Consider the following 21578-nt stretch of genomic DNA (forward strand, 5'->3'; position numbering starts at 1 on the left):
CTATCCCCGAATATCGCCACCGTCAAGACCTCCAGGACAACGCCCCGTCCGCCTCTCCAATGTGCCAGTGGTGCATCCCTGCGCCGCCGGTGAAGGGGGTTCTAAGCCCAACCAAACAAACCCGCAACCCCCTTTCGTAACCAAAAAACAAAAATGAGAAAAAAGAAAGAATTGTATGATAAAATAAGAGGTTAGGGGTGTATTCCGGTGTCGCCGACATGGATTTTAGCGGTTTGCCGTCGCGCCTCCCTTACGTAAACGATAGAATCGTTTTGATCTCATCCGCGCTAGCACGGTCCGCTTCCTCTGCGCTCCAGGCATCTCGCCGACCTCGTTCAGGTCGCCGTCCGTTTCCTCGTTGCCTTGAACTTGCAAGTTTTTGAAAGCAGGCGTCCTTAAGGGGATCGGCCAGCGGACAGGGGATGATAATATCATTGAAGGGGCGTCATGCGTTACAGTTTGACGGAAACCCGTATCGGATACGCACGCTGTTCCACCGACAGCTAGGACCTCGACGCGCAGCGCGCGGTCCTCATCGGTCTCGGTGTCGCGAAGGATCGCATCTACACCCATCACGGCCTCACCGGCAGCAAACGTGCGCGACTTGGGCTTCGAATATTTGCTCACCGAATTGGAACACAAGCCAAGCATGTCAGTGCAAAGCTCGATAAGCTGGGGATTCACCTCCTCCAATTTCCACCGCATTATAATAAGATTTATCGGCGAGCTGACGTGGACGGCGTCATCTAACTGCGTCACCTTCCTGCCAGCGAAGAGCCGTCCAAAATGGACGGCTTTTTTGCTGATAATGTTGGGAAATGAGAAGTCAGTACAAAGATCATGATTCACGCAGATTGCAGTTTGTTATCTTTCAATGCGCTCGAAACCCTGCCCCTGCGCGCGTCTGCCGCATATGCGCGGGGCAGCGCTCCTATTCCGAATGGCGGGCCAGAGTGTTAAGGTGCCATCGCATGCCTAACGGAAGCCGCGATCATGAAAGCGTTTCGCCAGATTTTCCTGTCTCTCGCGGTTCTTGCCGCAGGCCTTTACGTGTGGATCGGCTATGTCCCCGCCGCTCAGCCCATGCTGGACCGGATAGGTCTTCTTGATCTTCTGGGGATCGAGCCTGCGGAGGTCGAGGATGCAAGCGAGCAAGGCGGCTGGCAGGGCGGCGGGGCCACGACGGTCGTCACCGCGCAGGTGGGCGAGCGGGCGGTGGCCGACCGCGTCACGTCGATCGGCGACGGGCGCGCGCGGCGGTCTGTCAGCGTCCGCTCGAACGCCGTGGGGATCATCACCGATCTGTCACTGGCGGCCGGCAGCTATGTGGAGGCCGGCACCGTCATCGCCCGGCTTGAGAACGAGGCCGAGACCATCGCGCTGGAGCAGGCCCAGATCCAGAAAGAGAACGCCCGCACCGATGCCGAGCGTATACGGCAGCTTGCCACGCGCGGCGCCGTGACCGAAGTGCGCCTGCGCGAGGTCGAGCTGGCCCTGCGCAGTGCCGAGCTGGCCGTCCGGCAGGCCGAGTTCGATCTGTCCCAGCGCCAGATCGAGGCCCCTATTTCCGGCTGGGTGGGCATCATCGATATCGAGGTGGGCGACCGCGTGGATGCGCAGGATCTGGTTGCGCTGATCACGGACCGGTCCGAAATCCTGATCGATTTTCGCGTGCCCGAACGCGTCGTCGGCAAGATTTCGGCAGGCCAGCCGATGACGGTCACGCCGCTGGGCATGAGGGATGCCACGCTGACCGGGGAAATCGCGGCGATCGATTCGGTGGTCGATCGGGCCAGCCGGACGATGCTGGTTCAGGGGCGTGTGCCGAACGAGGATGATCTGCTGCGCGCCGGGATGGCCTTTTCCGTCAGCCTGTCGTTTTCCGGCGAAACCGCCCTGTCTGTGGCGCCGCTGGCCGTGCAATGGTCGAGCGACGGGCCCTTCGTCTGGGCCGTGCGCGACGGCAAGGTCGAGAAGGCCCCGGTCGAGATCGTGCAGCGTGAAAACGACGCGGTTCTGGTGCGCTCGGAGGATCTGGCGGTGGGCGAGATCGTGGTGATCGAAGGCGTGCAGACCCTGCGCGACGGCGCCGATGTGACGGTCGCCACCCAGGAGGATGCCGTCTCTCACGCCGCGGCGGTGGATGAGGGAGCAGCGCTGTGACCGCGCCCAGGGCGTCCGGCACCGCGCTGTTCGTTCGGCGGCCCATACTGGCCATCGTGCTGAACGCGCTGATCGTCCTTGCGGGGGTGGCCGGGCTCTTTGGTGTGGAAATCCGCGAATTGCCAAACGTGGACCGGCCCGTCGTCACGATCACGACGCCCTTTTCCGGCGCATCGCCCGAATCCGTCGATCAGGAACTGACCGGCCGGATCGAGGGAGCGGTGGGGCGCGTGACCGGCGTGCGCTCGATCTCGTCGAATTCGCGCTTCGGGCGCAGCCGGGTCACGGTGGAATTCAACGACAATGTCGATATCGACGTGGCGGCCACGGATGTGCGCGATGCCGTCGCGCGCATCGTCAATGACCTGCCCGAGGATGCGGACCGCCCCGAAATCGTCAAGGCGGACGCCAATGCGCAGCCGGTGATGCGCATCGCGGTCACATCCGATGCCCGCTCGCCGCAGGAATTGACCGCCATCGTGCAGGACCGCATCGAGGACCGGCTGATCTCGGTTGATGGGGTCGCCGATCTGCAGATCTACGGCGACCGCGAGCCGATTTTCCGCGTCGATATCGATCAGCTGGAACTGGCCAGCCGCGGCCTGACCCTGGCCGATGTGGAGCGGGCGCTGGCCGATGTCGCGCTGGACACGCCGGCGGGCGATCTGGCCGGTGACCGCCAGTCGATCAACGTGCGAACCACCGCCAGCGTCGCCACGACGGATGCCTTTGCGGCGCTGGAGCTGAAAAAAGACGTCACCATCGGCGATGTCGCGGTCGTCACCCTTGGCCCCGCGCCGGGCGAGACGATCCTGCGCGCCAATGGCCGGCAAGGGGTGGGCATGGGCGTGATCCGGCAGGCCACGTCCAACACGCTGGAGATTTCGGCCAGCGTGCATGAGGTCGTGGCCGAGCTGAACCGCACCCTGCCCGATGACGTCAACGTGTTCGTGACCTCCGATGACGCGACGTTCATCTCCGGCTCGATCGCCGAGGTGCTGAAAACGCTTGGCTTTGCGGTTGCCATCGTCGTGGCCGTCATCTTTCTTTTCCTGCGCGACATACGCGCCACGCTGATCCCGACGCTGACGTTGCCTGTTGCGCTGGTGGGCACGCTGGCGGCGATCTATCTGGTCGGTTTTTCGGTCAACATCCTGACGCTGCTGGCGCTGGTGCTGGCAACCGGGATGGTGGTGGATGATGCCATCGTCGTTCTGGAAAACATCGTGCGGCAACGCGCGGCGGGAATGGGCCCGCGCGCCGCGGCGGTCAACGGCACCTCGCAGGTGTTCTTTGCCGTGGTCACGACAACGGCGACGCTGGCGGCGGTGTTCGTGCCGCTGTCCTTCCTGCCGGGGCAAGCCGGCGGGCTGTTCCGCGAATTCGGCTTCACGCTTGCAATGGCTGTGCTGCTGTCCTCGGTCGTCGCGCTCAGCCTGTGTCCCATGCTGGCCAGTCGCCTCTTGACCAAGGCGCCGGACACGCAGGCGCGGGGACCGATGATCTGGCTGGGCGCGCGCCTGATGCGCCTTTACGAGGCCACGTTGCGCGGCGCGCTGGCCATGCCCTATGTCATCGTGCTGATCGCGGCGGTGGTTGCCATCACGGCGGCCCTCATGGCTGGCGGCATCCGGCAGGAGCTGACCCCGGCCGAGGACCGCGCGGTGGTCCTGCTGAGCATCACCGCGCCGCAGGGCGTTTCGCTGGATTATACCCAGTCCAAGATGCAGGAGATCGAAGAGGTGGTCGCGCCGCTGCTGGAGCAGGGCGAAATCCGCTATATCTTTGCCTTCAGCGGCTTCAGCGCGGACAATCGCGGCTTCATGGTGTTCACGCTGGCCAAGTGGGACGACCGTGCGCGCGGGCAACAGGACATCGTGGCCGACATGAATGACCGGATGGCCAGTGTCATCGGCGTGCGCGCCTTTGCCATTCAGCCCAATTCGCTGGGCATCCGCGGCGCCGGGCGGGGCCTGGCCTTTGCCATCACCGGCGACAGTTACGACCAGTTGTCGGAAGTGGCCGAAACCATGGTCGACAGGCTGACCGAGATCCCGGCGATGGGCAAGGTGCAGCTGGAATACGAGCGCACGCAGCCGCAGCTTTTCGTGCAGATTGACCGCGCGCTGGCCGCCGATCTGGGCGTCGACATCACCGGGCTGGGCCGCGCGCTTCAGGCGGTGCTGGACGGGCGCAAGGTGGCGTCCGTCTTTGTCGAGGACAAGAGCTTCGACGTGCAGATGCTATCGACCTCCGATCCGATCGACGATCCCAGCGATCTGGAAAACGTGTTTGTGCGCTCGGGCAGCGGGCAGATGGTGCCGATGTCCAGTTTCGTGACGCTGGAAGAGCGCGCCGTCGCGCCCGAGCTGGACCGCGAGGGGCAGAACAGATCGGTCGAGCTGACGGCTGGCCTGACGCCCGAATTGTCGCTGGGCGACGCGCTGGAACGGGTGCGGCAGATCGGCGATGACGTCCTGGCCGAGCAGAACCGCATCGTGCCACTGGCCGAGGCCGCGACGCTGGATCAGACCAACGCGGGCCTTTTCGTCACCTTCGGCTTTGCCATTCTGGTGGTGTTTCTGGTTCTGTCCGCCCAGTTCGAAAGCTTCATCTCGGCCGTGGTGGTCATGGCCACCGTGCCACTGGGGCTGGCCTGCGCGATCTTCGCACTGTTGCTGACGGGCCAAAGCCTGAATGTCTACAGCCAGATCGGGCTGGTCATGCTGATCGGCATCATGGCCAAGAACGGCATCCTGATCGTCGAGTTCGCCAATCAGCTGCGAGACACGGGGCAGGATGTGCATGACGCGATTCTGGACGCCTCCACGATCCGGCTGCGCCCGGTGATGATGACGATGACCTCCACCGTGCTGGGCGGCGTGCCGTTGGTGCTGTCCTCGGGAGCCGGCGCCGAGGCGCGAGAGGCGCTGGGCTGGGTGATCGTGGGGGGGCTGGGGCTGGCCACGCTGTCGACCCTTTACCTGACGCCGGTCGCCTATCTGCTGCTGGCCCGGTTCTCGGCCCCCAAAGCGCGGGAGGAGGCGCGCTTGATGCAGGAACTCGAAGAGGCGCAGACTCAAGGCGCCTGACCGGGCTGAGCGCAAAGATAGCGGCGTAGGCGCCATCGGAGATTCTTGCGCACTAATAGATTTTAGCGGGACATTCTTGCGCCGCACCGCATCAGACCCCCGGATTCTCCGCTCAATACCGCTTGATCCGCGTCGCGGCCCGGCGCATGTTGCGCGAAAGTTCACTGGAAGGGCATCTGCATGAAAAGGGCATCTGCATGAAAGTTGTCATCATGGGCGCGGGCGTCATCGGCGTCACCACCGCTTACTACCTCGCCAAGCAGGGCGCAGAGGTCACGGTCATCGACCGCCAGACCGGGCCGGGGCTTGAGACCAGCTATGCCAATGCCGGTCAGCTCAGCTATGGCATGAGCTCGCCCTGGGCCGCGCCGGGCATCCCCATCAAGGCCGTCAAATGGATGTTCATGAAGCGTCGGCCGCTGTTCATCTGGCCGCTCATCAGCCCGACCATGTGGAAATGGTGCGTGAGGATGGTCGCCAACTGCAACGAGGAAAGCTATCGCATCAACAAGGGCCGCATGGTCCGCGTGTCCAGCTATTCGCGCGATGTCATGCCCGAACTGATCGAAGAGACGGGCATCGAATATGACAGCCGCGCCATGGGCACGCTGCAGTTGTTCCGCACCGAAAAGCAGGTCAAGGCGTCCAAGGCCGATCAGGATATCCTCGCCGAATACGATTCTCCCTACGAGGTGCTGGACCGCGATGGCTGCATCGCCGTCGAGCCGGCGCTGGCCGAGGTGCGCGAGAAATTCGTCGGCGGGCTGCGCCTGACCGCCGACCGCACGGGCGATTGCCGCCTTTTCACCATGGCGCTGACCGAGAAATGCGTCGAGATGGGCGTCGAATTCCAGTATGGCCAGTCGATCAAATCCATCGCCATCGAGAACGGCAAGATCGCGGGCGTCGATACCGAAATCGCCGGGCGCATCACGGGCGATGCCTATGTCTGCGCGATGGGCAGCTATGCGGTGAACGTGCTCAACCCGATCGGGATCAAGCTGCCGGTTTATCCGGTCAAGGGCTACTCCGTCACCCTGCCCGTGACGGATGACGCGCACGCGCCGCAATCCACCATCATGGATGAAACCCACAAGGTCGCCATCACGCGGCTGGGCGACCGGATCCGCGTGGCAGGCCAGGCCGAAATCGCAGGCTATTCCGAGCGTCTGGGCCCCCATGCGACCGACACCGTCAAGCATGTCATCGGCGATCTTTTCCCCAAGGGCGGCGACATCTCCAAGGCCGAAGGCTGGACCGGGCTGCGCCCGATGACGCCCGATGGCACGCCCGTTCTGGGGCCGACGCAGTATGACAACCTGTTCCTGAACACCGGCCACGGCACGCTGGGCTGGACGATGGCCTGCGGCTCGGGCCGCGCGGTGGCTGACGTGGTGCTGGGCAAGACGCCGGAAATCTCGTTCGACGGCCTCACCGCCGCGCGCTACGCCCGCTAAAGCGTTTCGCGAAAAACCTGAATCACTGATTTTCGCGAAACGCACGCGACATATCAGCGCTCTCGCGCGTTTCGCCTTTATCTGATGTCTCAGGTTAAAGGCGAAACGCTTTAGCGGATTGCGCATCACATGCTGCGGGCCGCATTCCCGCCCGTAGCATGCCTGCTCCTCGACGGGTTACGAGCGCTCCTTCGCGTCCTCGGCGCCCTTGTGCGTGACAAGCCGGTAAACATAGAGCGCGAGCGCCCCCAACAGAAGCACGGTCGTCACCAAGTTCAACCACTCCGCCACCTTGTCGTACTGACTGCCCAGCGCATAGCCGAGACAGGTCAGCAACGCGGTCCAGATCGTGGTGCCCAGAAGGGAATACATCAGGAACGGCGCATGTTTCATGCCGGTCAGCCCGGCAGGCACGGAAATGACGGTGCGAATTCCCGGAATCATCCGCCCGACGACGACGGCAGCGCGGCCGTGCCGCTCGAACCAGTCGCTGGCGCGGTCCAGATCATCCAGCGATACGGTCAGCCATTTTCCGTGCCGCGCGACGAGCCTGCGCACCCGCTCGCGCCCGATCCTGCGCGCTACCAGATACCACAGGTAGGTGCCCAGGAGCGATCCGATACTGCCCGAAATCACGGCGGCGATCAGCCTCATCTTGCCCTGATACACCAGAAAACCGGCCAGTGGCATGATCAGCTCGGACGGGATCGGCGGAAATATGTTCTCGGCCAGCATCAGGAATCCGACAGCCACAACGCCCAGCTGCTCAAGAAGTCCGGTTATCCAGTCAAACATACCCGCTCCCGCGTTGTAGCGTTCGTCGCCTCTGCAGCTAGGTCAACCGCGCCCTCCGCGCAAATGTTCCCACCGCGATGCGGGCGGTCATGAGCTTTGGCTGCTTGGAAAACTGGTGCCCCCACACGGACTCGAACCGCGGACCTACTGATTACAAATCAGTTGCTCTACCAGCTGAGCTATAGGGGCAACGCCCGCGCATTTAGCAGGGCGGCGGCGCCTTGGCAAGCGCGCTCAGGGGGTGATCAGGCTAATTCCGGGGATGCGCCCGATGCGATACGCGTCCTCGTCGTACAGATCGCTGAGCTCGTCCACCAGCTCTTCGGTCCAGCCGGGCAGATCCAGCTCTTCCTCTATGGCGTCCTGATCGGCGAATTTGTCTAGAAAGGCGGAAATGACGCGGCGCTTTTGCATCTCGGTCATGCCGGGATGGTCTGCCAGGTAGGCGTCGAAGCGGGCCATGCCGGCCTTGGTCATGATCTCGCGCAACAGCGCGTGCTCCCCTTTCAGCGGCACGCCGTGGTCCACGCCCGCCATCTCGCGCAGGATCTGGCCCCAGATCAGCGGCGTGTCCTCGTTACACCAAACGGTGATCGGCACGTTGGGGATGGCCTCGCGCACCTGGCCGATCATGTCGGACCAGCGCATCTCGCGCGGGTCGGTGCCGCCCAGATAGGCGCCGATGCTGTCGAACTTTGTCTGGGCCAGTATCGTGGGCAGGAACGTCGCCGGGTTGCAGATGGCAAAGAACATCTCGATCTCGTCATTGGCAAAGATCTCGCGAAAGATCTGCGTGCGCCGTGCGGCGGAGGTGTAGAACGCGCCGCCCGACGCGGCCATCTTGGGCGTGCCGAAAAAGCCGGGATTGGACAGGATCAGGCGATCTGGCTCGGGCTGCATGCCCAGCGCGTCCAGCAGCACCTCGCGCGTGTCGGGTGCAATGGCGCCTTGCGCGGCGGCATGCAGCACGTCGCGCATCAGCTTGCGATACTCCTTGGGAAAGGGGACCTGCGTGCCACGTTCGGCCAGCTCATCCTGATTGGCGGTCAGGCATTTCAGCAGCCTGTCCTCATCGGTGATGTGGGCGCCTGCGTGAAGAACGAGCTGCATGATGTTCGCATCCGGATCTGATATCAGGCCCCTGTATAGGTGCCTTTGGCCCGCAGATAAACCGCAATCGGCAGGACTGCGCCGGGGCCGGCGGGTTGAACCCTGCGGAAAAAACATCAAATGTGGCAGGCCCCAAGGAGTCCGCCGATGTCCTACGTTCATTCCGACAGCCAGCCCCCCGTTCTGGCCAATCCCGCCCCCGCCGTGCGCGAGCGCCCCAAGCTGGAGGGCGGCAAGCGCTTCGAGATGGTGACCGAGTTTCAGCCCGCCGGCGATCAGCCCACCGCGATCGTCGAGCTGAGCCAGGGGGTCAAGGACGGCGACCGCGATCAGGTGCTTTTGGGCGCGACCGGCACCGGCAAGACCTATACCATGGCCAAGGTGATCGAGGAAACGCAGCGCCCCGCCATCATCCTTGCCCCGAACAAGACGCTGGCGGCGCAGCTTTACGGCGAATTCAAGGGGTTCTTTCCCCACAACGCGGTCGAGTATTTCGTCAGCTATTACGACTATTACCAGCCCGAGGCATATGTCGCGCGCAGCGATACCTTCATCGAGAAGGAGAGCCAGATCAACGAGCAGATCGACCGCATGCGCCACTCGGCCACGCGCGCGCTGCTGGAGCGGGACGATGTGATCATCGTCGCGTCGGTGTCGTGCATCTACGGTATCGGCAGCGTGGAGACCTACGGCGCCATGACGCAGGATCTGACCGTCGGCACCGATTACGACCAGCGGCAGGTGATGGCCGATCTGGTCGCGCAGCAATACAAGCGCAACGATGCGGCGTTCCAGCGCGGTTCTTTCCGCGTGCGCGGCGACTCGCTGGAGGTGTTCCCGGCGCACCTTGAGGACCGCGCATGGCGGCTGAGCTTCTTTGGCAATGAGCTTGAGGCGATCACCGAGTTTGACCCGCTGACCGGCGAGAAAACCGGCAGTTTCGACAAGATCCGCGTTTACGCGAACAGCCACTACGTGACGCCGAAACCCACCATGCAGCAGGCCATTCTGGGCATCAAGAAAGAGCTGCGCGTGCGTCTGGATCAGCTGGTCGGAGAGGGCAAACTGCTGGAGGCGCAGCGGCTGGAGCAGCGCACGAATTTCGATCTGGAAATGCTGGAGGCCACCGGCGTCTGCAACGGGATTGAGAACTATTCGCGCTACCTGACAGGCCGCGCACCGGGCGAGCCGCCCCCGACCCTGTTCGAATTCATCCCCGACAATGCCATCGTTTTCGCGGATGAATCCCACGTGTCCGTCCCGCAGATCGGCGCGATGTACAAGGGCGACTACCGCCGCAAATTCACGCTGGCCGAGCATGGATTCCGCCTGCCGTCCTGCATGGACAACCGTCCGCTGAAATTCGAGGAATGGGACGCGATGCGCCCGCAGTCGGTTTTCGTCAGTGCGACCCCCGCGAAATGGGAGATCGAGCAGACCGGCGGCGTCTTCACCGAGCAGGTGATCCGCCCCACCGGTCTGCTGGACCCGATGATCGAAATCCGCCCGGTGGAAACGCAGGTGGACGATCTGATCGACGAGGTGCGCCGCGTCACTGCCGCGGGCTTCCGCACGCTGGTCACCACCCTGACGAAACGCATGGCCGAGGATCTGACCGAATACATGCACGAGCAGGGCATCAAGGTGCGCTACATGCACTCGGAAATCGACACGATCGAGCGGATCGAGATCCTGCGCGACCTGCGCCTTGGCGCCTTTGACGTGCTGATCGGCATCAACCTGCTGCGCGAGGGTCTGGATATTCCCGAATGCGGTCTGGTCGCCATTCTGGACGCCGACAAGGAAGGTTTCCTGCGCTCGGAGACGTCGTTGATCCAGACCATCGGCCGCGCCGCGCGAAATGCCGATGGGCGCGTCATCATGTATGCGGACCGCATTACCGGCTCAATGGAGCGCGCGATGGGCGAAACGGACCGTCGCCGCGAAAAACAGATCGCCTATAACGAAGAGCACGGCATCACCCCCGCCACCGTCAAGAAGAACGTCGAGGATATTCTGGCCGGCCTTTACAAGGGCGACGTGGACATGAGCCGCGTCACCGCCAAGATCGACAAGCCGATGCATGGCGCCAACCTTGCCGCGCATCTGGACGGTCTGCGGCTGGAGATGCGCAAGGCCGCCGAGAATCTGGAATTCGAGGAGGCCGCAAGGCTGCGCGACGAGGTCAAGCGGCTGGAGGCGGTCGATCTGGCCATCTCGGACGATCCTCTGGCGCGCCAGTCAGCGGTGGAGGCGGCCGTCGAGGCCGGATCCAAGACGCGTGGCAGATCCACGGCCGGAAAACCGGGCCAGCGCGGCGGGAACGTCAAGCGGCGCAAAAGGTAATCACGGAACCTTGATGGCAGCTGTGTCGTTGCTTCTGCAATCACGCCATCAAGGAGAGGCATCATGGAATATGGAATTTTTGGACTGATCGTTCTGGTTCTCGACATTTACGCGATCTACCAGACGCTCACCTCGTCCGCATCGACCCTCGCCAAGGTCATCTGGACGCTTGTGATCTTCTTCCTGCCGGTTCTGGGCTTCATCGCCTGGCTGATCGCAGGTCCGCGCGGTGCCGCCGCGCGCGTCTGACGCGGGAGACATCGTAGAACAACACTAGAAGAGCGGGCGCATTTTGCCCGCTCTTTTCGCGTCCAGACACCTCAGAAATCGAAGAGGTCTTCCAGGAAACCACCGCGCTTCTTGCGCTTGCGGGGCTTGTCGTCATACCCGCGATCCCGATCGTCATAGTCATAGGCCGGGTCATACGCAGGCGCCGCCGGCGGCGCCTCGGGGGCCGAGCGGTCGATGATCTTGTCCAGCTCTCCGCGATCCAGCCAGACGCCCCTGCATTGCGGGCAATAGTCGATTTCCACCCCTGTTCGATCCGTCATCATCAGTTCGGTGCCGTCTACGGGACATTTCATGCGATTTAGCTCCTCCTTTGCGTTTCCTACCAAATGGGAACGATGACGCGCCGTCGCAATATCCTGCGCGATCCTGCGCTCAAGATCCTGATTGCGCCGGGCCGCCGGGGCGCTATTGTTCCGGCCATGCGACTGGATCTGCCGATATTTCGCCGCGAAGGGCGCCGCGCTTGACCCTGCTGCTGCTGGCCGGCAGCGGAGAGGCGCCGGCCATCGCCGAAGGTCTGTCGCGCCGGGGTATTGCCTGCGCGGTCTGGCGTGCGCCGGGCGCGCGCCTTGCGGCGGACTGGCCGGTGCCGGTGGCAACCGGCGATCTGGGCCGGTGCCTGTCCGATCCGGCCCTCACCGCGGTGCTGGACGCATCGCATCCCTTTGCCACCGACATTTCCGGCCAAGCGGCACGCGCCTGCGCTGCGCGCGGGGTTCCCTATTGCCTGCTGCGGCGGCCGGAATGGCCCCGGCTTCCCGGCGACCGCTGGACTCCAATCGCGTCCGAGGCGGACGCCCCCGCCCATATCCCCGCAGGCGCGACCATCTTCCTTGCGACCGGGCGCGAGGGTCTGGCGCATTTCGCCGATCGAAAGGACGCCTATATCTATTGCCGCCAGATCGGCGCGCCGGACGGGCCCTTCCCGCTTGCCAATGGCGCGTACCTGATCCAACAGCCGCCCTTTGCGGTGGAGGAGGAAATCGCGTTGTTCGAGAGGCTGGAAATTGACTGGCTGGTGCTGCGCAACACCGGCAGCACCCGCGCTGTGACCAAGCTGCTGGCGGCGCGCCATCTGGGCCTGAACGTGGCGATGATCGACCGCCCGGCGGCGCCCCCCGGCATTCGGTGTGCGGCAACGACCAAGGAGGCGCTGGAATGGGCGGCCGCGCTGTGATCCGCATCATCGAAACGCCGGACGATGTCGCAGAAGGCGTCGCCGCCTTGTCGGCACAGTGCCCGCACCTTGCGCAGGCCTACGCCCTGACCGGCCCCCTGCCGCTGCGGCGCAGGCCCGATGGCTTTGCCGAGCTGCTGAGCGCCATCATCAGCCAGCAGGTCAGCGTCGCCTCGGCCAACGCGATCTGGGCCCGGATGGAGGAGGCCGGCCTGACCGCCCCCGCGCCCGTTCTGGCCGCCGGAGAGAAGGGGCTGCGCGCCGCCGGTCTCAGCCGCCAGAAGATCCGCTATGCGCAGGAACTGGCCCGCGCCGGGATCGACTTTGGCGCGCTGCGCGCCGCGCCGACGCAGGACGTCATCAAGACGCTGACGCAGGTGCCCGGCATCGGCACCTGGACGGCCGAGATCTATGCAATGTTCAGCCTTGGCCACGCCGATGTCTTCGCCCACGGCGATCTGGCCCTGCAGGAGGCGGCGCGCATCCTCTACGATCTGCCCGAACGCCCCAAGGAGCGCGCAATGCGCGAGATGGCCGAGAAATGGAGCCCGTGGAGATCGGTTGCCGCCCGCCTTCTTTGGGCCTACTACCGGGTGGCAAAGCAAAGGGAAGGCATCAGATGACACGCGTACTCAACGCCGGCCGCAAAGAGCCTATTTCGGGCCAGACACGCTCTGTCGTGGTGTTCCTGCATGGCTACGGCGCCAACGGGCCTGACCTTCTGGGCCTTGCCGATCCCTTGGGCGAGCATCTGCCGGACACGCTGTTTGTCGCGCCCGACGCGCCGGAGAACGTGCCGGGCATGCCGAACGGGTTTCAGTGGTTCCCCATTCCCTGGATCGACGGCAGCAGCGAGGAAGAGGCCGAGCGCGGGCTGCTGGCCGCCGCCGATGATCTGAACGCGTTCCTCGATGCGCTGATGGTGGACGAGGATGTGCTGCCCGAACAGGTGGTGCTGTTCGGCTTTTCCCAGGGCACGATGATGGCCCTGCATGTCGCCCCCCGGCGCGAGGACGAGATCGCCGGCATCGTCGCGTTTTCGGGCCGACTGTTGCGGCCCGAATTGCTGGCCGACGAGGTGGTCAGCCGCCCACCCGTCCTGCTGGTGCATGGCGACGCGGACGAGGTGGTCCCGGCGCAATCCCTGCCCGAAGCCGCCGAGGCGCTGCAGGCGGCCGGGTGGAAGGATGTCTATGCGCACGTCATGAAAGGCACCGGCCACGGCATCGCGCCCGACGGGCTGGAGGTGGCGCTCGCCTTCATGGCGGACAAGCTGGGGCTGGGATAGGCTCAGGCCATATCGTCCTTGGGCCGCAGCACCAGCCAGATCAACGCGCCGCCCGCCAGCACCAGGAACGGCACCATCGCCAGATTGACGGCCATCCAGCCCGATTGCGCATTGCCGCCCGAACAGTTCATCAGCCCGCCTGACGCCAGCGATGCCACGGTGACACCGCCAAAGACCAGCAGATCGTTCAGGCCCTGCATGCGCCCCCGCTCGTGTGGCTTGTGCGCGCCCGCCAGCATGGACGTCGCGCCGATAAAGCCGAAGTTCCAACCGACGCCCAGCAGCACCAGCGCAACAAAGAAGTTTTCAAGGTTCACGCCCTGAATCGCCACGACGCCGGCGGCGGCGAGGATCGCGATCCCGGCGCCCAGCACCTTTTCCACGCCGAACCGCGCGATCAGATGGCCGGTAAAGAAGGACGGGATATACATCGCCAGCACATGCGCGGTCACCACATCCGCCGCGCGCCCCTTGTCGAACCCGCAGCCCACCACCGCCAGCGGCGTCGAGGTCATCACGAGGTTCATCAGCGCATAGGACACCATGGCGCAGATCACCGCGACAGCGATGCGCGGCGTCTTCAGCAGCTCCAGCCGCGAGCGTCCGCGCGGCGCGTCCTCGCTGGGAATCGGCGGCTTGGGGATGCTCAGGAACAGGAACAGCGCCGAGCCAAGAATATTCAGCGCGATCACGGCGATATAGGTGCCCAGGAACGGCACCACCATCGCCTCGGCCGTGACCTTGACCAGTTGCGGCCCGATGATGGCGCTGACCAGCCCGCCCGCCATGACATAGGAAATCGCCTTGGGCCGGAAGGCATCGCTGGCGGTATCGGCGGCGGCGAAGCGGTAAAAACCCTGCGCGCTCATGTACATGCCGGTCAGAAGGCTGCCCAGCAGGAACAGCGGAAAGGATGCGACAAAAAGGCCATAGGCGCCCACCGCACCGCCAATCGCGCCGCCCGTGGTGCCGACGAAAAACCCGGCCCGCCGCCCATGGCGCTGCATGATCGCCGAAATCGGCGTGGCCGACAGCATCGAGCCGATGACGATCATCGAGATCGGCAAGGTGGCAAAGCACGGATTGCTGGCCAGCCCGGTGCCCGCCAGACCGCCGACGACAAAGATCATCGGCATCTGCGCGCCCAGAATGGCCTGCGCCAGCACCAGCACGGTCACGTTGCGCCGGGCGCGGGCATCATCGGGAATGGAGGCGGCATAGGTCATGCCGCGAAGTGCTAGAGCGGTTGCCTCAGCTTGGCAAGCGGCATGGCCGGTCAGGCGACCGCGGCGACTGCGTCCATGTTCAGGGGGTCCATGTCGCGCACCGCCTCGCCGCCCATCTGCCCCTGCCAGTCCAGCACCTGCCGCATCAACACGTTCCTGCCGATGCACAGCAGCGCCGGCGGCTCCAGCCCGCTGGCCTCGATATCGGCGGCCATGGTGCCCAGCGTCGTCTCGATCACCTGCTGCCGGGGCATGGTGGCGTTGCAGACCACCGCGCAGGGCTCGTCCGCGCTGCGGCCATTCTCGATCAGCGCGGCGCTGATCTGGGCCGCGTGCTTCATGCCCATGTAGATGACCAGCAGCTGGCTGCCCTCGGCCAGCGCCTTCCAGTTCGGAGAGGATACGTTGCCGGACTGGTCATGCCCGGTCACGAAGGTGACGGATTGGTTCACGCCGCGATGGGTGGCCGGGATGCCCGCATAGGCCAGCCCGCCGATACCTGCGGTGATGCCCGGAATGATGCGCACCGGCACGCGGTGCTGAACCAGTGTCTGCGCCTCCTCGCCGCCGCGACCAAAGACAAACGGATCGCCGCCCTTCAGCCGCAGCACCCGCTTGCCCGCGCGGGCAAGTTCGACCAGCGAGAGCGAGATATCGCGCTGCAGAGCCGAGGGTTTGCCGCCGCGCTTGCCGGCATAGACCTTCTCGGCCTGCGGCGCCCAGTCAAGGATGCACTCCTGCACCAGCGCGTCATAGACGATGACATCCGCCTGCCGCAGCGCGTTCAGCGCGTGGATGGTCAACAGGCCCGGATCGCCCGGACCGGCACCGCAAAGCCAGACCCAGCCGGGCTGCATGGAAGGCCACTGATGCGGCGGGAGGGGGAGCGAATCGAACATGAACCAGCATATGCCGCAGGATTTGCACTGCGGGAAGAGGCCCGGCGCTTCTGGCTCGTTCCGGCCCGAAAACGCTGTTCAGGCAAAGCTCGCCGCCGGGGTGGTATCGTCCGCTTGGAGGTGCAAAAATTATGATATCGTTTGGGAAAGGGCGTTTTGTCAGGACAGAATTTTAATTTGCTGCAAAATGCTGCGCAGCATTCGGAAGGATATTCTCACCATCGGCCAGTGATGGACCGCGCCGCAAGACCCAATGCCGAGCGAATCGGAGACGGCGCCAGCACACCCTGCGCCACAAGGCCCGGATGCGCGGCGGCGCGGCGCAGAACGCCCTCTGCCTGCCACGCGGCGAGCAGCGCGGGACGTGCCGCGGCGCTGACGCCGGAGCGCGCCTTGCGCGCCGCGGCAAGCCGCGCCAGACCGCCTTTTGCCAGCGCGCGAATGGCGTCTGGCCGCCCGTCCAGAAGCGGCACGCGCCCGGCCTCCTCCAGCGCGGGAATGGCGCAAAGCCAGTTCGCCACGCCGGCGGCATAGCCCGCATCCATAACCACCGCCTCGTCCGCCTGTCCCAGCGCGCGGGCGGCGGCCAGCATCAGGTTGCCGCTGGTCTTTTCCAGATAGCTGGTCAGATGCGCGTCATCCTCGAACGGGTCGCGATAGATGTCCCACTGCCGCGCCGCGATCAGCGCATCAAGCAGCCCAGCGCCCTTGGCGTCCAGCACATCCGCCAGCGGCGTGACCACCTCGTGCCGCCGCACGGGGCCGCCTGCGCCGATCTCGTCCAGCGCATCGCGCCACCATTGCAGGCGCATCTCGGCGATGATGGGCTCCTGCGTCATCCAAGGCGCGCGCGACACCTCGACATTGAAGGCATAGACCGGAAACAGGACCCGCCGCGCCGCGACCGGCGCCGCCATCGCGGCGCGGAAACGGGCCGGATCGCCGCGCTCGACAAGCCCCGCGCAGCCGGTCAGATCCTGGCCCAGATCAGGCATCCTGCAGCAGCTTCCAGTTGATCGCGTCCAGCAGCGCATCGAACGACGCATCGACGATGTTCGCGCTGACCCCCACCGTGGACCAGCGGTTGCCCTGCCCGTCCTCGCTGTCGATGATGACGCGCGTCACCGCCTCGGTCCCGCCTTGGGTGATGCGCACCTTGAAGTCGACAAGGCGCATGTCGTCGATCGCGCTCTGGTAGCGGCCCAGATCCTTGGCCAGCGCCTTGGACAGCGCGTTGACCGGGCCGCGGTCGCTGCCGGTGTCGTCCATCGACTCGCTGACCGACAGCTTTTTCTCGCCATCGACTTTGACCACGACGACGGCCTCGGACAGGCTGACCATGCGGTCATGCTTGTTCTTGCGCCGCTCGACCGTGACCTTGTAGCGCTTGACCTCGAAAAAGTCGGGCAGCGTGCCCAGCGCGCGCCGCGCCAGCAGCTCGAAACTGGCCTGCGCGCTGTCATAGGTATAGCCCTCGGCCTCGCGCTCCTTGATCTGGTCGAGGATGAGCGCCAGCGCCGGATCATTCGGCGCCACCTCTATCCCGGCCTCGGCAAGGCGGCGGCGCAGGTTCGACTGGCCCGCCTGATTGGACATCGGAATGATGCGCGCATTGCCGACCAGCGCCGGATCGATATGCTCATACGTGCTGGGGTCTTTCAGGATCGCGCTGGCATGCAGCCCGGCCTTGTGTGCAAAGGCGGACGCGCCGACGTAGGCGGCCTGACGCTGCGGGACGCGGTTCAGGATATCGTCCAGCTTGCGGCTGACGCGGCTGAGGTTTTGCAGTGCTTCAAGCGTGACGCCGGTCTCGTAACGGTTGGCGTAGGGCTCCTTCAGCAGCAGCGTCGGGATCAGGGTCGTAAGGCTGGCATTGCCACAGCGCTCGCCCAGCCCGTTCAGCGTGCCCTGAATTTGCCGCGCGCCCGCATCGACCGCGGCCAGCGCGCCCGCCACGGCGTTTTCGGTGTCGTTATGCGTATGGATGCCAAGCCGGTCGCCGGGGATGCCCGCCGCGATCACCTCTGCCGTGATGCGCCCGATTTCGGCGGGCAAGGTGCCGCCGTTGGTGTCGCACAGCACGATCCAGCGCGCGCCTGCGTCCAGCGCGGCGCGGCAGACCTCCAGCGCGTAACCGGGGTTCGCCTTGTAGCCGTCAAAGAAGTGCTCGGCGTCCAGCAGCGCCTCGCGCCCTTCTGAGACGAGGTGCTGGATGGAGCTGGCGATATTTTGAGTATTTTCCGCCAAGGTGATGCCCAAGGCACGCTCGACATGGAAATCATGCGCCTTGCCGACGAGGCAGACGGCGCTTGTGCCCGCGTTCATCACGGCGGCGAGGACGTCATCATTGGCCGCGCTGCGGCCTGCGCGTTTGGTCATGCCGAAGGCAGTGATGGTCGCGCGGGTCCGGGGCGCCGCGTCGAAAAAGGCGCTGTCGGTCGGGTTCGCGCCGGGCCAGCCACCCTCGATGTAATCGACACCGAGGGTGTCGAGCATCTCCGCGATGCGCTGTTTCTCGGCGGTCGAGAATTGCACGCCTTGGGTTTGCTGCCCGTCGCGCAGCGTGGTGTCGTAGAGGGTGAGGCGGGTGCGGGTCATGGTGCAACGCCTGCCGCTTGTCGGCGTGAAATGGAGGCGCGTAGCGTCAGATCGTCTCGAACTTCCTCCAGAGCTTTGCGGACAACCGGACGCGCCTTACCGTCTGCCGCGCGCCACTCGCCACGATCGGGCCGTGACGCGCAGCGGCCCGGCCAGCCCCCGACCGCCCCCCAGGGCGGGGGCTTCGCCCCCACCCTCGGTCGGGGGCTGGCCTGTGTTTGGATCGGGGTCATTCAAGGGCTTCCAGTTTTGCCAAGTCTACTTCTTTGGTAAACTCCCAATGTTTCCCATCAGAAACAAAATCCACTTTTATGCCTAAGTCAGCCAGACCAGCTCGCAACCGGTCCGCAACCAGCCAATTTTCCTGACTGCGCGCCATTCGCCATCTCGCGATTTTTTCCCGCACCAATGCATCAATCATTTCGGCAGTTCGGGCTGCTTCATCGTCGCCCAACACTTCTTTGATCGCACTACTGATATAGTAAGGTGGACGCAGTCGATGCATATCGAGATTTTCAAAACCTAGGAATCGGAGTGTCGCGAAGAATTTCTTTGTATCCTCTGCGTCAACCTGCCGTGCGGAATTGGCCGCCGCTGCCAGTTTTTTCACGTGAGTCATCGCCAACGGCGTATTCAAATCGCTTTTCAGCGCCTCGACAACATCTGAGCTAACATACTTTCGAACGTCGTCATCACCTAGCTTTCGCGAGAGGGTCCTGCGTTCCAGCGTGTACCATTTTGACATGAGGTTTTCAGCCTCCTTCGCCTTCTCCGCTGTCCAATCCATCGGCTTCCGGTAGTGCGTGCTCAAAAACACGAACCGGATCACCTCGCCCGGCACGCCCTGATCCAGCAGATCGCGCACCGTAAAGAAATTGCCCAGCGACTTGGACATCTTCTTGCCCTCGACCTGCAGCATCTCGTTATGCATCCAGACCTGCGCGAACCCGCTTTCGGGATGGGCGCAGCAGCTTTGGGCGATCTCGTTCTCGTGGTGCGGGAACATCAGGTCATTGCCGCCGCCGTGAATGTCGAAACTCGCGCCCAGCAGTTCATGCGACATCGCCGAGCATTCGATATGCCAGCCGGGGCGCCCATACCCCCAGGGCGAGTCCCAGCCCGGCTGATCGCCGCTTGAAGGCTTCCACAGGACGAAATCCATCGGGTTGCGCTTGTAGGGCGCGACCTCGACCCGCGCGCCGGCGATCATGTCCTCGACGGTGCGGCCCGACAGCGCGCCATATGCCTTGTAGCTGTCGACAGCGAACAGGACGTGCCCCTCGGCGGCATAGGCGTGGCCCTTGGCGATCAGATCCTCGATCATCGCGATCATCTGGGGGATGTATTGCGTGGCGCGGGGCATGGCGTCAGGCTCCAGCGCGCCGAGGCTGCCCATGTCGTCCAGAAACCACTGGATCGTCTCGTCGGTGATGTCGCCGATGGCGCGGCCCGACTGCGCGGCGCGCGCGTTGATCTTGTCATCGACATCGGTGAAGTTACGCACGTAAGTGACCGCATCCGCGCCATAGACATGGCGCAGCAGGCGATAAAGCACGTCGAACACCACCACAGGGCGCGCGTTGCCCAGATGCGCGCGGTCATACACCGTGGGTCCGCAGACATACATGCGCACATTTGCCGGATCGAGCGGCGTGAACACCTCCTTGCGGCGTGTCTTGGTGTTGTGCAGCTTGATGGTGGTCATGGCGGGCCTCGCAGGGCTGGAAGCGGCGGTTTGCGGCGGGCTTAGCAATTCCGGCCCCTTTTTGGAATAGCCCAGATCGCCGCGCGCCTGCACCGTTGACAAGGCACCGCGCGGCTGGCTTTGGTCTTGCAGCGGCGCGGATCGCGGGCGGGAGGCATCCATGAAGGTATCAAGCAGGCTGACAAACATCACCGGCGGCGGATCTGGCGGCTGGGATCTGTTCAACCGCGCCCGCGCGATGAAGCAATCGGGCATCCCCGTGACCGAACTGACCATAGGCGAGCATGACACGCCCACCGATCCGTCGATCCTGAACGCGATGCACGCCGCCGCGCTGGCCGGGCATACCGGCTATACCACCATCGGCGGGCTGGCCCCTCTGCGCGAGCGCGTCGCGCAGCGGGTGGAGGCGCGGACAGGCGTGGCGACCGGCCCGGAGAACGTCCTGATCGTGCCGGGCGGTCAAGCAGGGCTGTTCGCCGCACTGATGGCCACATGCGAGCCGGGGGACACCGCGCTTTATATCGATCCCTATTATGCCACCTATCCCGGCACCATCCGCGCGGCTGGCGCCGTGCCGAAACCCGTCAAGGCCCGCTCTCGCCACGGGTTTCAGCCGGCCGGCGAAGATATCGACGCGGCCGCTGATAGCGCGGCGGCGCTGCTGATCAACTCGCCCAACAACCCCACGGGCGCGGTCTATTCCGGCAGAACGCTGGCCGATATCGCGGAGGTCTGCGCCCGGCGCGAGATGTGGCTGATCTCGGACGAGGTCTATGACACCCAGGTGTGGAGCGGCACGCATGTCAGCTCCCGCGCCCTGCCCGGAATGGCAGAGCGCACGCTGGTCGTCGGATCCATGTCCAAAAGCCACGCCATGACGGGCAGCCGCATCGGCTGGATCATCGGCCCGCAGGAGGCGATCGCGCAGATCGCCAACCTGACGACGCACACCACTTATGGCGTCTCGGGCTTTACCCAGATGGCCGCGTGCCACGCACTGGACCGCGGCGAGCCGTTCGAGGCGCAGATCGCCGCGCCCTTCCGGCGGCGGCGCGACATGGTGATGGCACAGATCGCCGCGCAGAATGTCGTCCGCGCGATCCCGGCCGAGGGCGCAATGTACGTGATGCTGGATCTGCGCGCTACGGGCCTGAGCGGTGACGCGTTTGCCAACCTGCTGCTGGACACCCACCACGTCGCGGTGATGCCCGGCGAAAGCTTTGGCGCCGCGGCGGCGGGCCACGTGCGCGTGGCGCTGACGGTCGACGATGCGCGGCTGGAGACCGCAATCGCGCAACTGCTGGACCTGGCGGCACACGAGACCGTCCCAAACCCCGGCTGAAGCGCCGAAAGCGACACGCGTCGCAATCAGGACAGACAGAGCTCGCGTTCCATGTCGTCATTGCCCTGTAACAGGGAGTGATGGCC

The 21578-nt window shown here is 64.6% G+C and carries 19 protein-coding genes and 1 tRNA gene; 10 read left to right on the forward strand and 10 right to left on the reverse strand.

Annotated elements, in window-relative coordinates:
* Positions 1-225: 225 nt before the first annotated feature.
* Positions 226-849, reverse strand: coding sequence for a hypothetical protein (locus DC366_RS19840; RefSeq protein ID WP_165802864.1), 624 nt, complete (start codon positions 847-849; stop codon positions 226-228).
* A 144-nt stretch (positions 850-993) separates the two neighbouring features.
* Between DC366_RS19840 and DC366_RS07055 the strand changes: the two genes are divergently transcribed.
* The 3 genes from DC366_RS07055 to DC366_RS07065 all read left to right on the forward strand — a co-directional run bounded on the left by DC366_RS07055 (position 994) and on the right by DC366_RS07065 (position 6712).
* Positions 994-2163: an efflux RND transporter periplasmic adaptor subunit gene (locus DC366_RS07055; protein ID WP_108691499.1), complete on the forward strand. Its 1170-nt coding sequence runs from the start codon at positions 994-996 to the stop codon at positions 2161-2163.
* Positions 2160-5255 carry an efflux RND transporter permease subunit gene (locus DC366_RS07060; protein WP_108691500.1) on the forward strand — a complete coding sequence of 1032 codons (3096 nt, stop codon included), beginning with the start codon at positions 2160-2162 and terminating at the stop codon, positions 5253-5255. The genes DC366_RS07055 and DC366_RS07060 overlap by 4 nt, the downstream gene beginning before the upstream one ends.
* A gap of 146 nt (positions 5256-5401) precedes the next feature.
* Positions 5402-6712: a D-amino acid dehydrogenase gene (locus tag DC366_RS07065; protein WP_341476687.1), complete on the forward strand. Its 1311-nt coding sequence runs from the start codon at positions 5402-5404 to the stop codon at positions 6710-6712.
* Positions 6713-6889: 177 nt separating this feature from the next.
* On the opposite strand, the gene DC366_RS07070 is transcribed toward DC366_RS07065, so the two are convergent.
* The 3 genes from DC366_RS07070 to DC366_RS07080 form a co-directional block, all read right to left on the reverse strand.
* Positions 6890-7507: a DedA family protein gene (locus DC366_RS07070; protein WP_108691501.1), complete on the reverse strand. Its 618-nt coding sequence runs from the start codon at positions 7505-7507 to the stop codon at positions 6890-6892.
* Positions 7508-7620: 113 nt separating this feature from the next.
* Positions 7621-7696: transfer RNA gene (locus DC366_RS07075), tRNA-Thr, on the reverse strand.
* 45 nt (positions 7697-7741) lie between these two features.
* On the reverse strand, positions 7742-8617 hold the full coding sequence (locus DC366_RS07080) for a hypothetical protein (protein WP_108691502.1): 876 nt from the start codon (positions 8615-8617) through the stop codon (positions 7742-7744).
* Between the two features lie 147 nt (positions 8618-8764).
* On the opposite strand from DC366_RS07080, the gene uvrB reads away from it, so the two are divergent.
* A complete protein-coding gene (gene uvrB / locus DC366_RS07085; RefSeq protein ID WP_108691503.1) occupies positions 8765-10963 on the forward strand; it encodes an excinuclease ABC subunit UvrB in 2199 nt (732 codons plus the stop codon).
* Between the two features lie 63 nt (positions 10964-11026).
* Complete coding sequence (locus tag DC366_RS07090; RefSeq protein WP_108691504.1) at positions 11027-11212, forward strand: PLD nuclease N-terminal domain-containing protein; 186 nt, start codon at positions 11027-11029, stop codon at positions 11210-11212.
* 71 nt (positions 11213-11283) lie between these two features.
* Here the strand turns inward: DC366_RS07090 and DC366_RS07095 are convergent, their stop codons facing one another.
* Positions 11284-11547, reverse strand: coding sequence for a TFIIB-type zinc ribbon-containing protein (locus DC366_RS07095; RefSeq protein ID WP_108691505.1), 264 nt, complete (start codon positions 11545-11547; stop codon positions 11284-11286).
* Positions 11548-11717: 170 nt separating this feature from the next.
* Here DC366_RS07095 and DC366_RS07100 point away from each other — a divergent pair, with 170 nt between their 5' ends.
* Genes DC366_RS07100 through DC366_RS07110 form a run of 3 tightly spaced genes read left to right on the forward strand, consistent with a single transcriptional unit; the run spans position 11718 to position 13719 of the window.
* Positions 11718-12431: a precorrin-6A/cobalt-precorrin-6A reductase gene (locus tag DC366_RS07100; protein ID WP_165802865.1), complete on the forward strand. Its 714-nt coding sequence runs from the start codon at positions 11718-11720 to the stop codon at positions 12429-12431.
* A complete protein-coding gene (locus DC366_RS07105; protein ID WP_108691507.1) occupies positions 12413-13054 on the forward strand; it encodes a DNA-3-methyladenine glycosylase family protein in 642 nt (213 codons plus the stop codon). The genes DC366_RS07100 and DC366_RS07105 overlap by 19 nt, the downstream gene beginning before the upstream one ends.
* On the forward strand, positions 13051-13719 hold the full coding sequence (locus DC366_RS07110) for an alpha/beta hydrolase (RefSeq protein WP_108691508.1): 669 nt from the start codon (positions 13051-13053) through the stop codon (positions 13717-13719). Before DC366_RS07105 ends, DC366_RS07110 begins: the two co-directional genes overlap by 4 nt.
* Positions 13720-13721: 2 nt before the next feature.
* On the opposite strand, the gene DC366_RS07115 is transcribed toward DC366_RS07110, so the two are convergent.
* Both DC366_RS07115 and cobA read right to left on the reverse strand, forming a co-directional pair.
* The gene (locus DC366_RS07115; RefSeq protein WP_108691509.1) at positions 13722-14945 is read right to left on the reverse strand and encodes an MFS transporter; all 1224 of its coding nucleotides are present in this window, start codon (positions 14943-14945) and stop codon (positions 13722-13724) included.
* Between the two features lie 50 nt (positions 14946-14995).
* Positions 14996-15844 (reverse strand): uroporphyrinogen-III C-methyltransferase, encoded by an 849-nt coding sequence (gene cobA, locus DC366_RS07120; RefSeq protein WP_108691510.1) that lies wholly within the window; start codon positions 15842-15844, stop codon positions 14996-14998.
* On the opposite strand from cobA, the gene DC366_RS07125 reads away from it, so the two are divergent.
* Complete coding sequence (locus DC366_RS07125; protein ID WP_108691511.1) at positions 15843-16076, forward strand: hypothetical protein; 234 nt, start codon at positions 15843-15845, stop codon at positions 16074-16076. The genes cobA and DC366_RS07125 overlap by 2 nt on opposite strands.
* Here DC366_RS07125 and DC366_RS07130 read toward each other — a convergent pair.
* The 3 genes from DC366_RS07130 to cysS all read right to left on the reverse strand — a co-directional run bounded on the left by DC366_RS07130 (position 16060) and on the right by cysS (position 20147).
* Positions 16060-16839, reverse strand: a complete 780-nt coding sequence (locus DC366_RS07130) for a squalene/phytoene synthase family protein (RefSeq protein WP_108691512.1) — start codon at positions 16837-16839, stop codon at positions 16060-16062. The two genes, DC366_RS07125 and DC366_RS07130, sit on opposite strands and share 17 nt — an antisense overlap.
* Entirely contained in the window at positions 16832-18442 is a 1611-nt protein-coding gene (cimA, locus tag DC366_RS07135) for a citramalate synthase (RefSeq protein WP_108691513.1), read from the reverse strand. Before cimA ends, DC366_RS07130 begins: the two co-directional genes overlap by 8 nt.
* Before the next feature lie 229 nt (positions 18443-18671).
* The gene (gene cysS, locus DC366_RS07140) at positions 18672-20147 is read right to left on the reverse strand and encodes a cysteine--tRNA ligase (RefSeq protein ID WP_108691713.1); all 1476 of its coding nucleotides are present in this window, start codon (positions 20145-20147) and stop codon (positions 18672-18674) included.
* A 160-nt stretch (positions 20148-20307) separates the two neighbouring features.
* On the opposite strand from cysS, the gene DC366_RS07145 reads away from it, so the two are divergent.
* Complete coding sequence (locus DC366_RS07145; protein ID WP_108691514.1) at positions 20308-21492, forward strand: pyridoxal phosphate-dependent aminotransferase; 1185 nt, start codon at positions 20308-20310, stop codon at positions 21490-21492.
* The last annotated feature ends 86 nt before the right edge of the window (positions 21493-21578 follow it).

Source organism: Pelagivirga sediminicola, assembly GCF_003072125.1.
GTDB lineage: Bacteria > Pseudomonadota > Alphaproteobacteria > Rhodobacterales > Rhodobacteraceae > Roseovarius > Roseovarius sediminicola.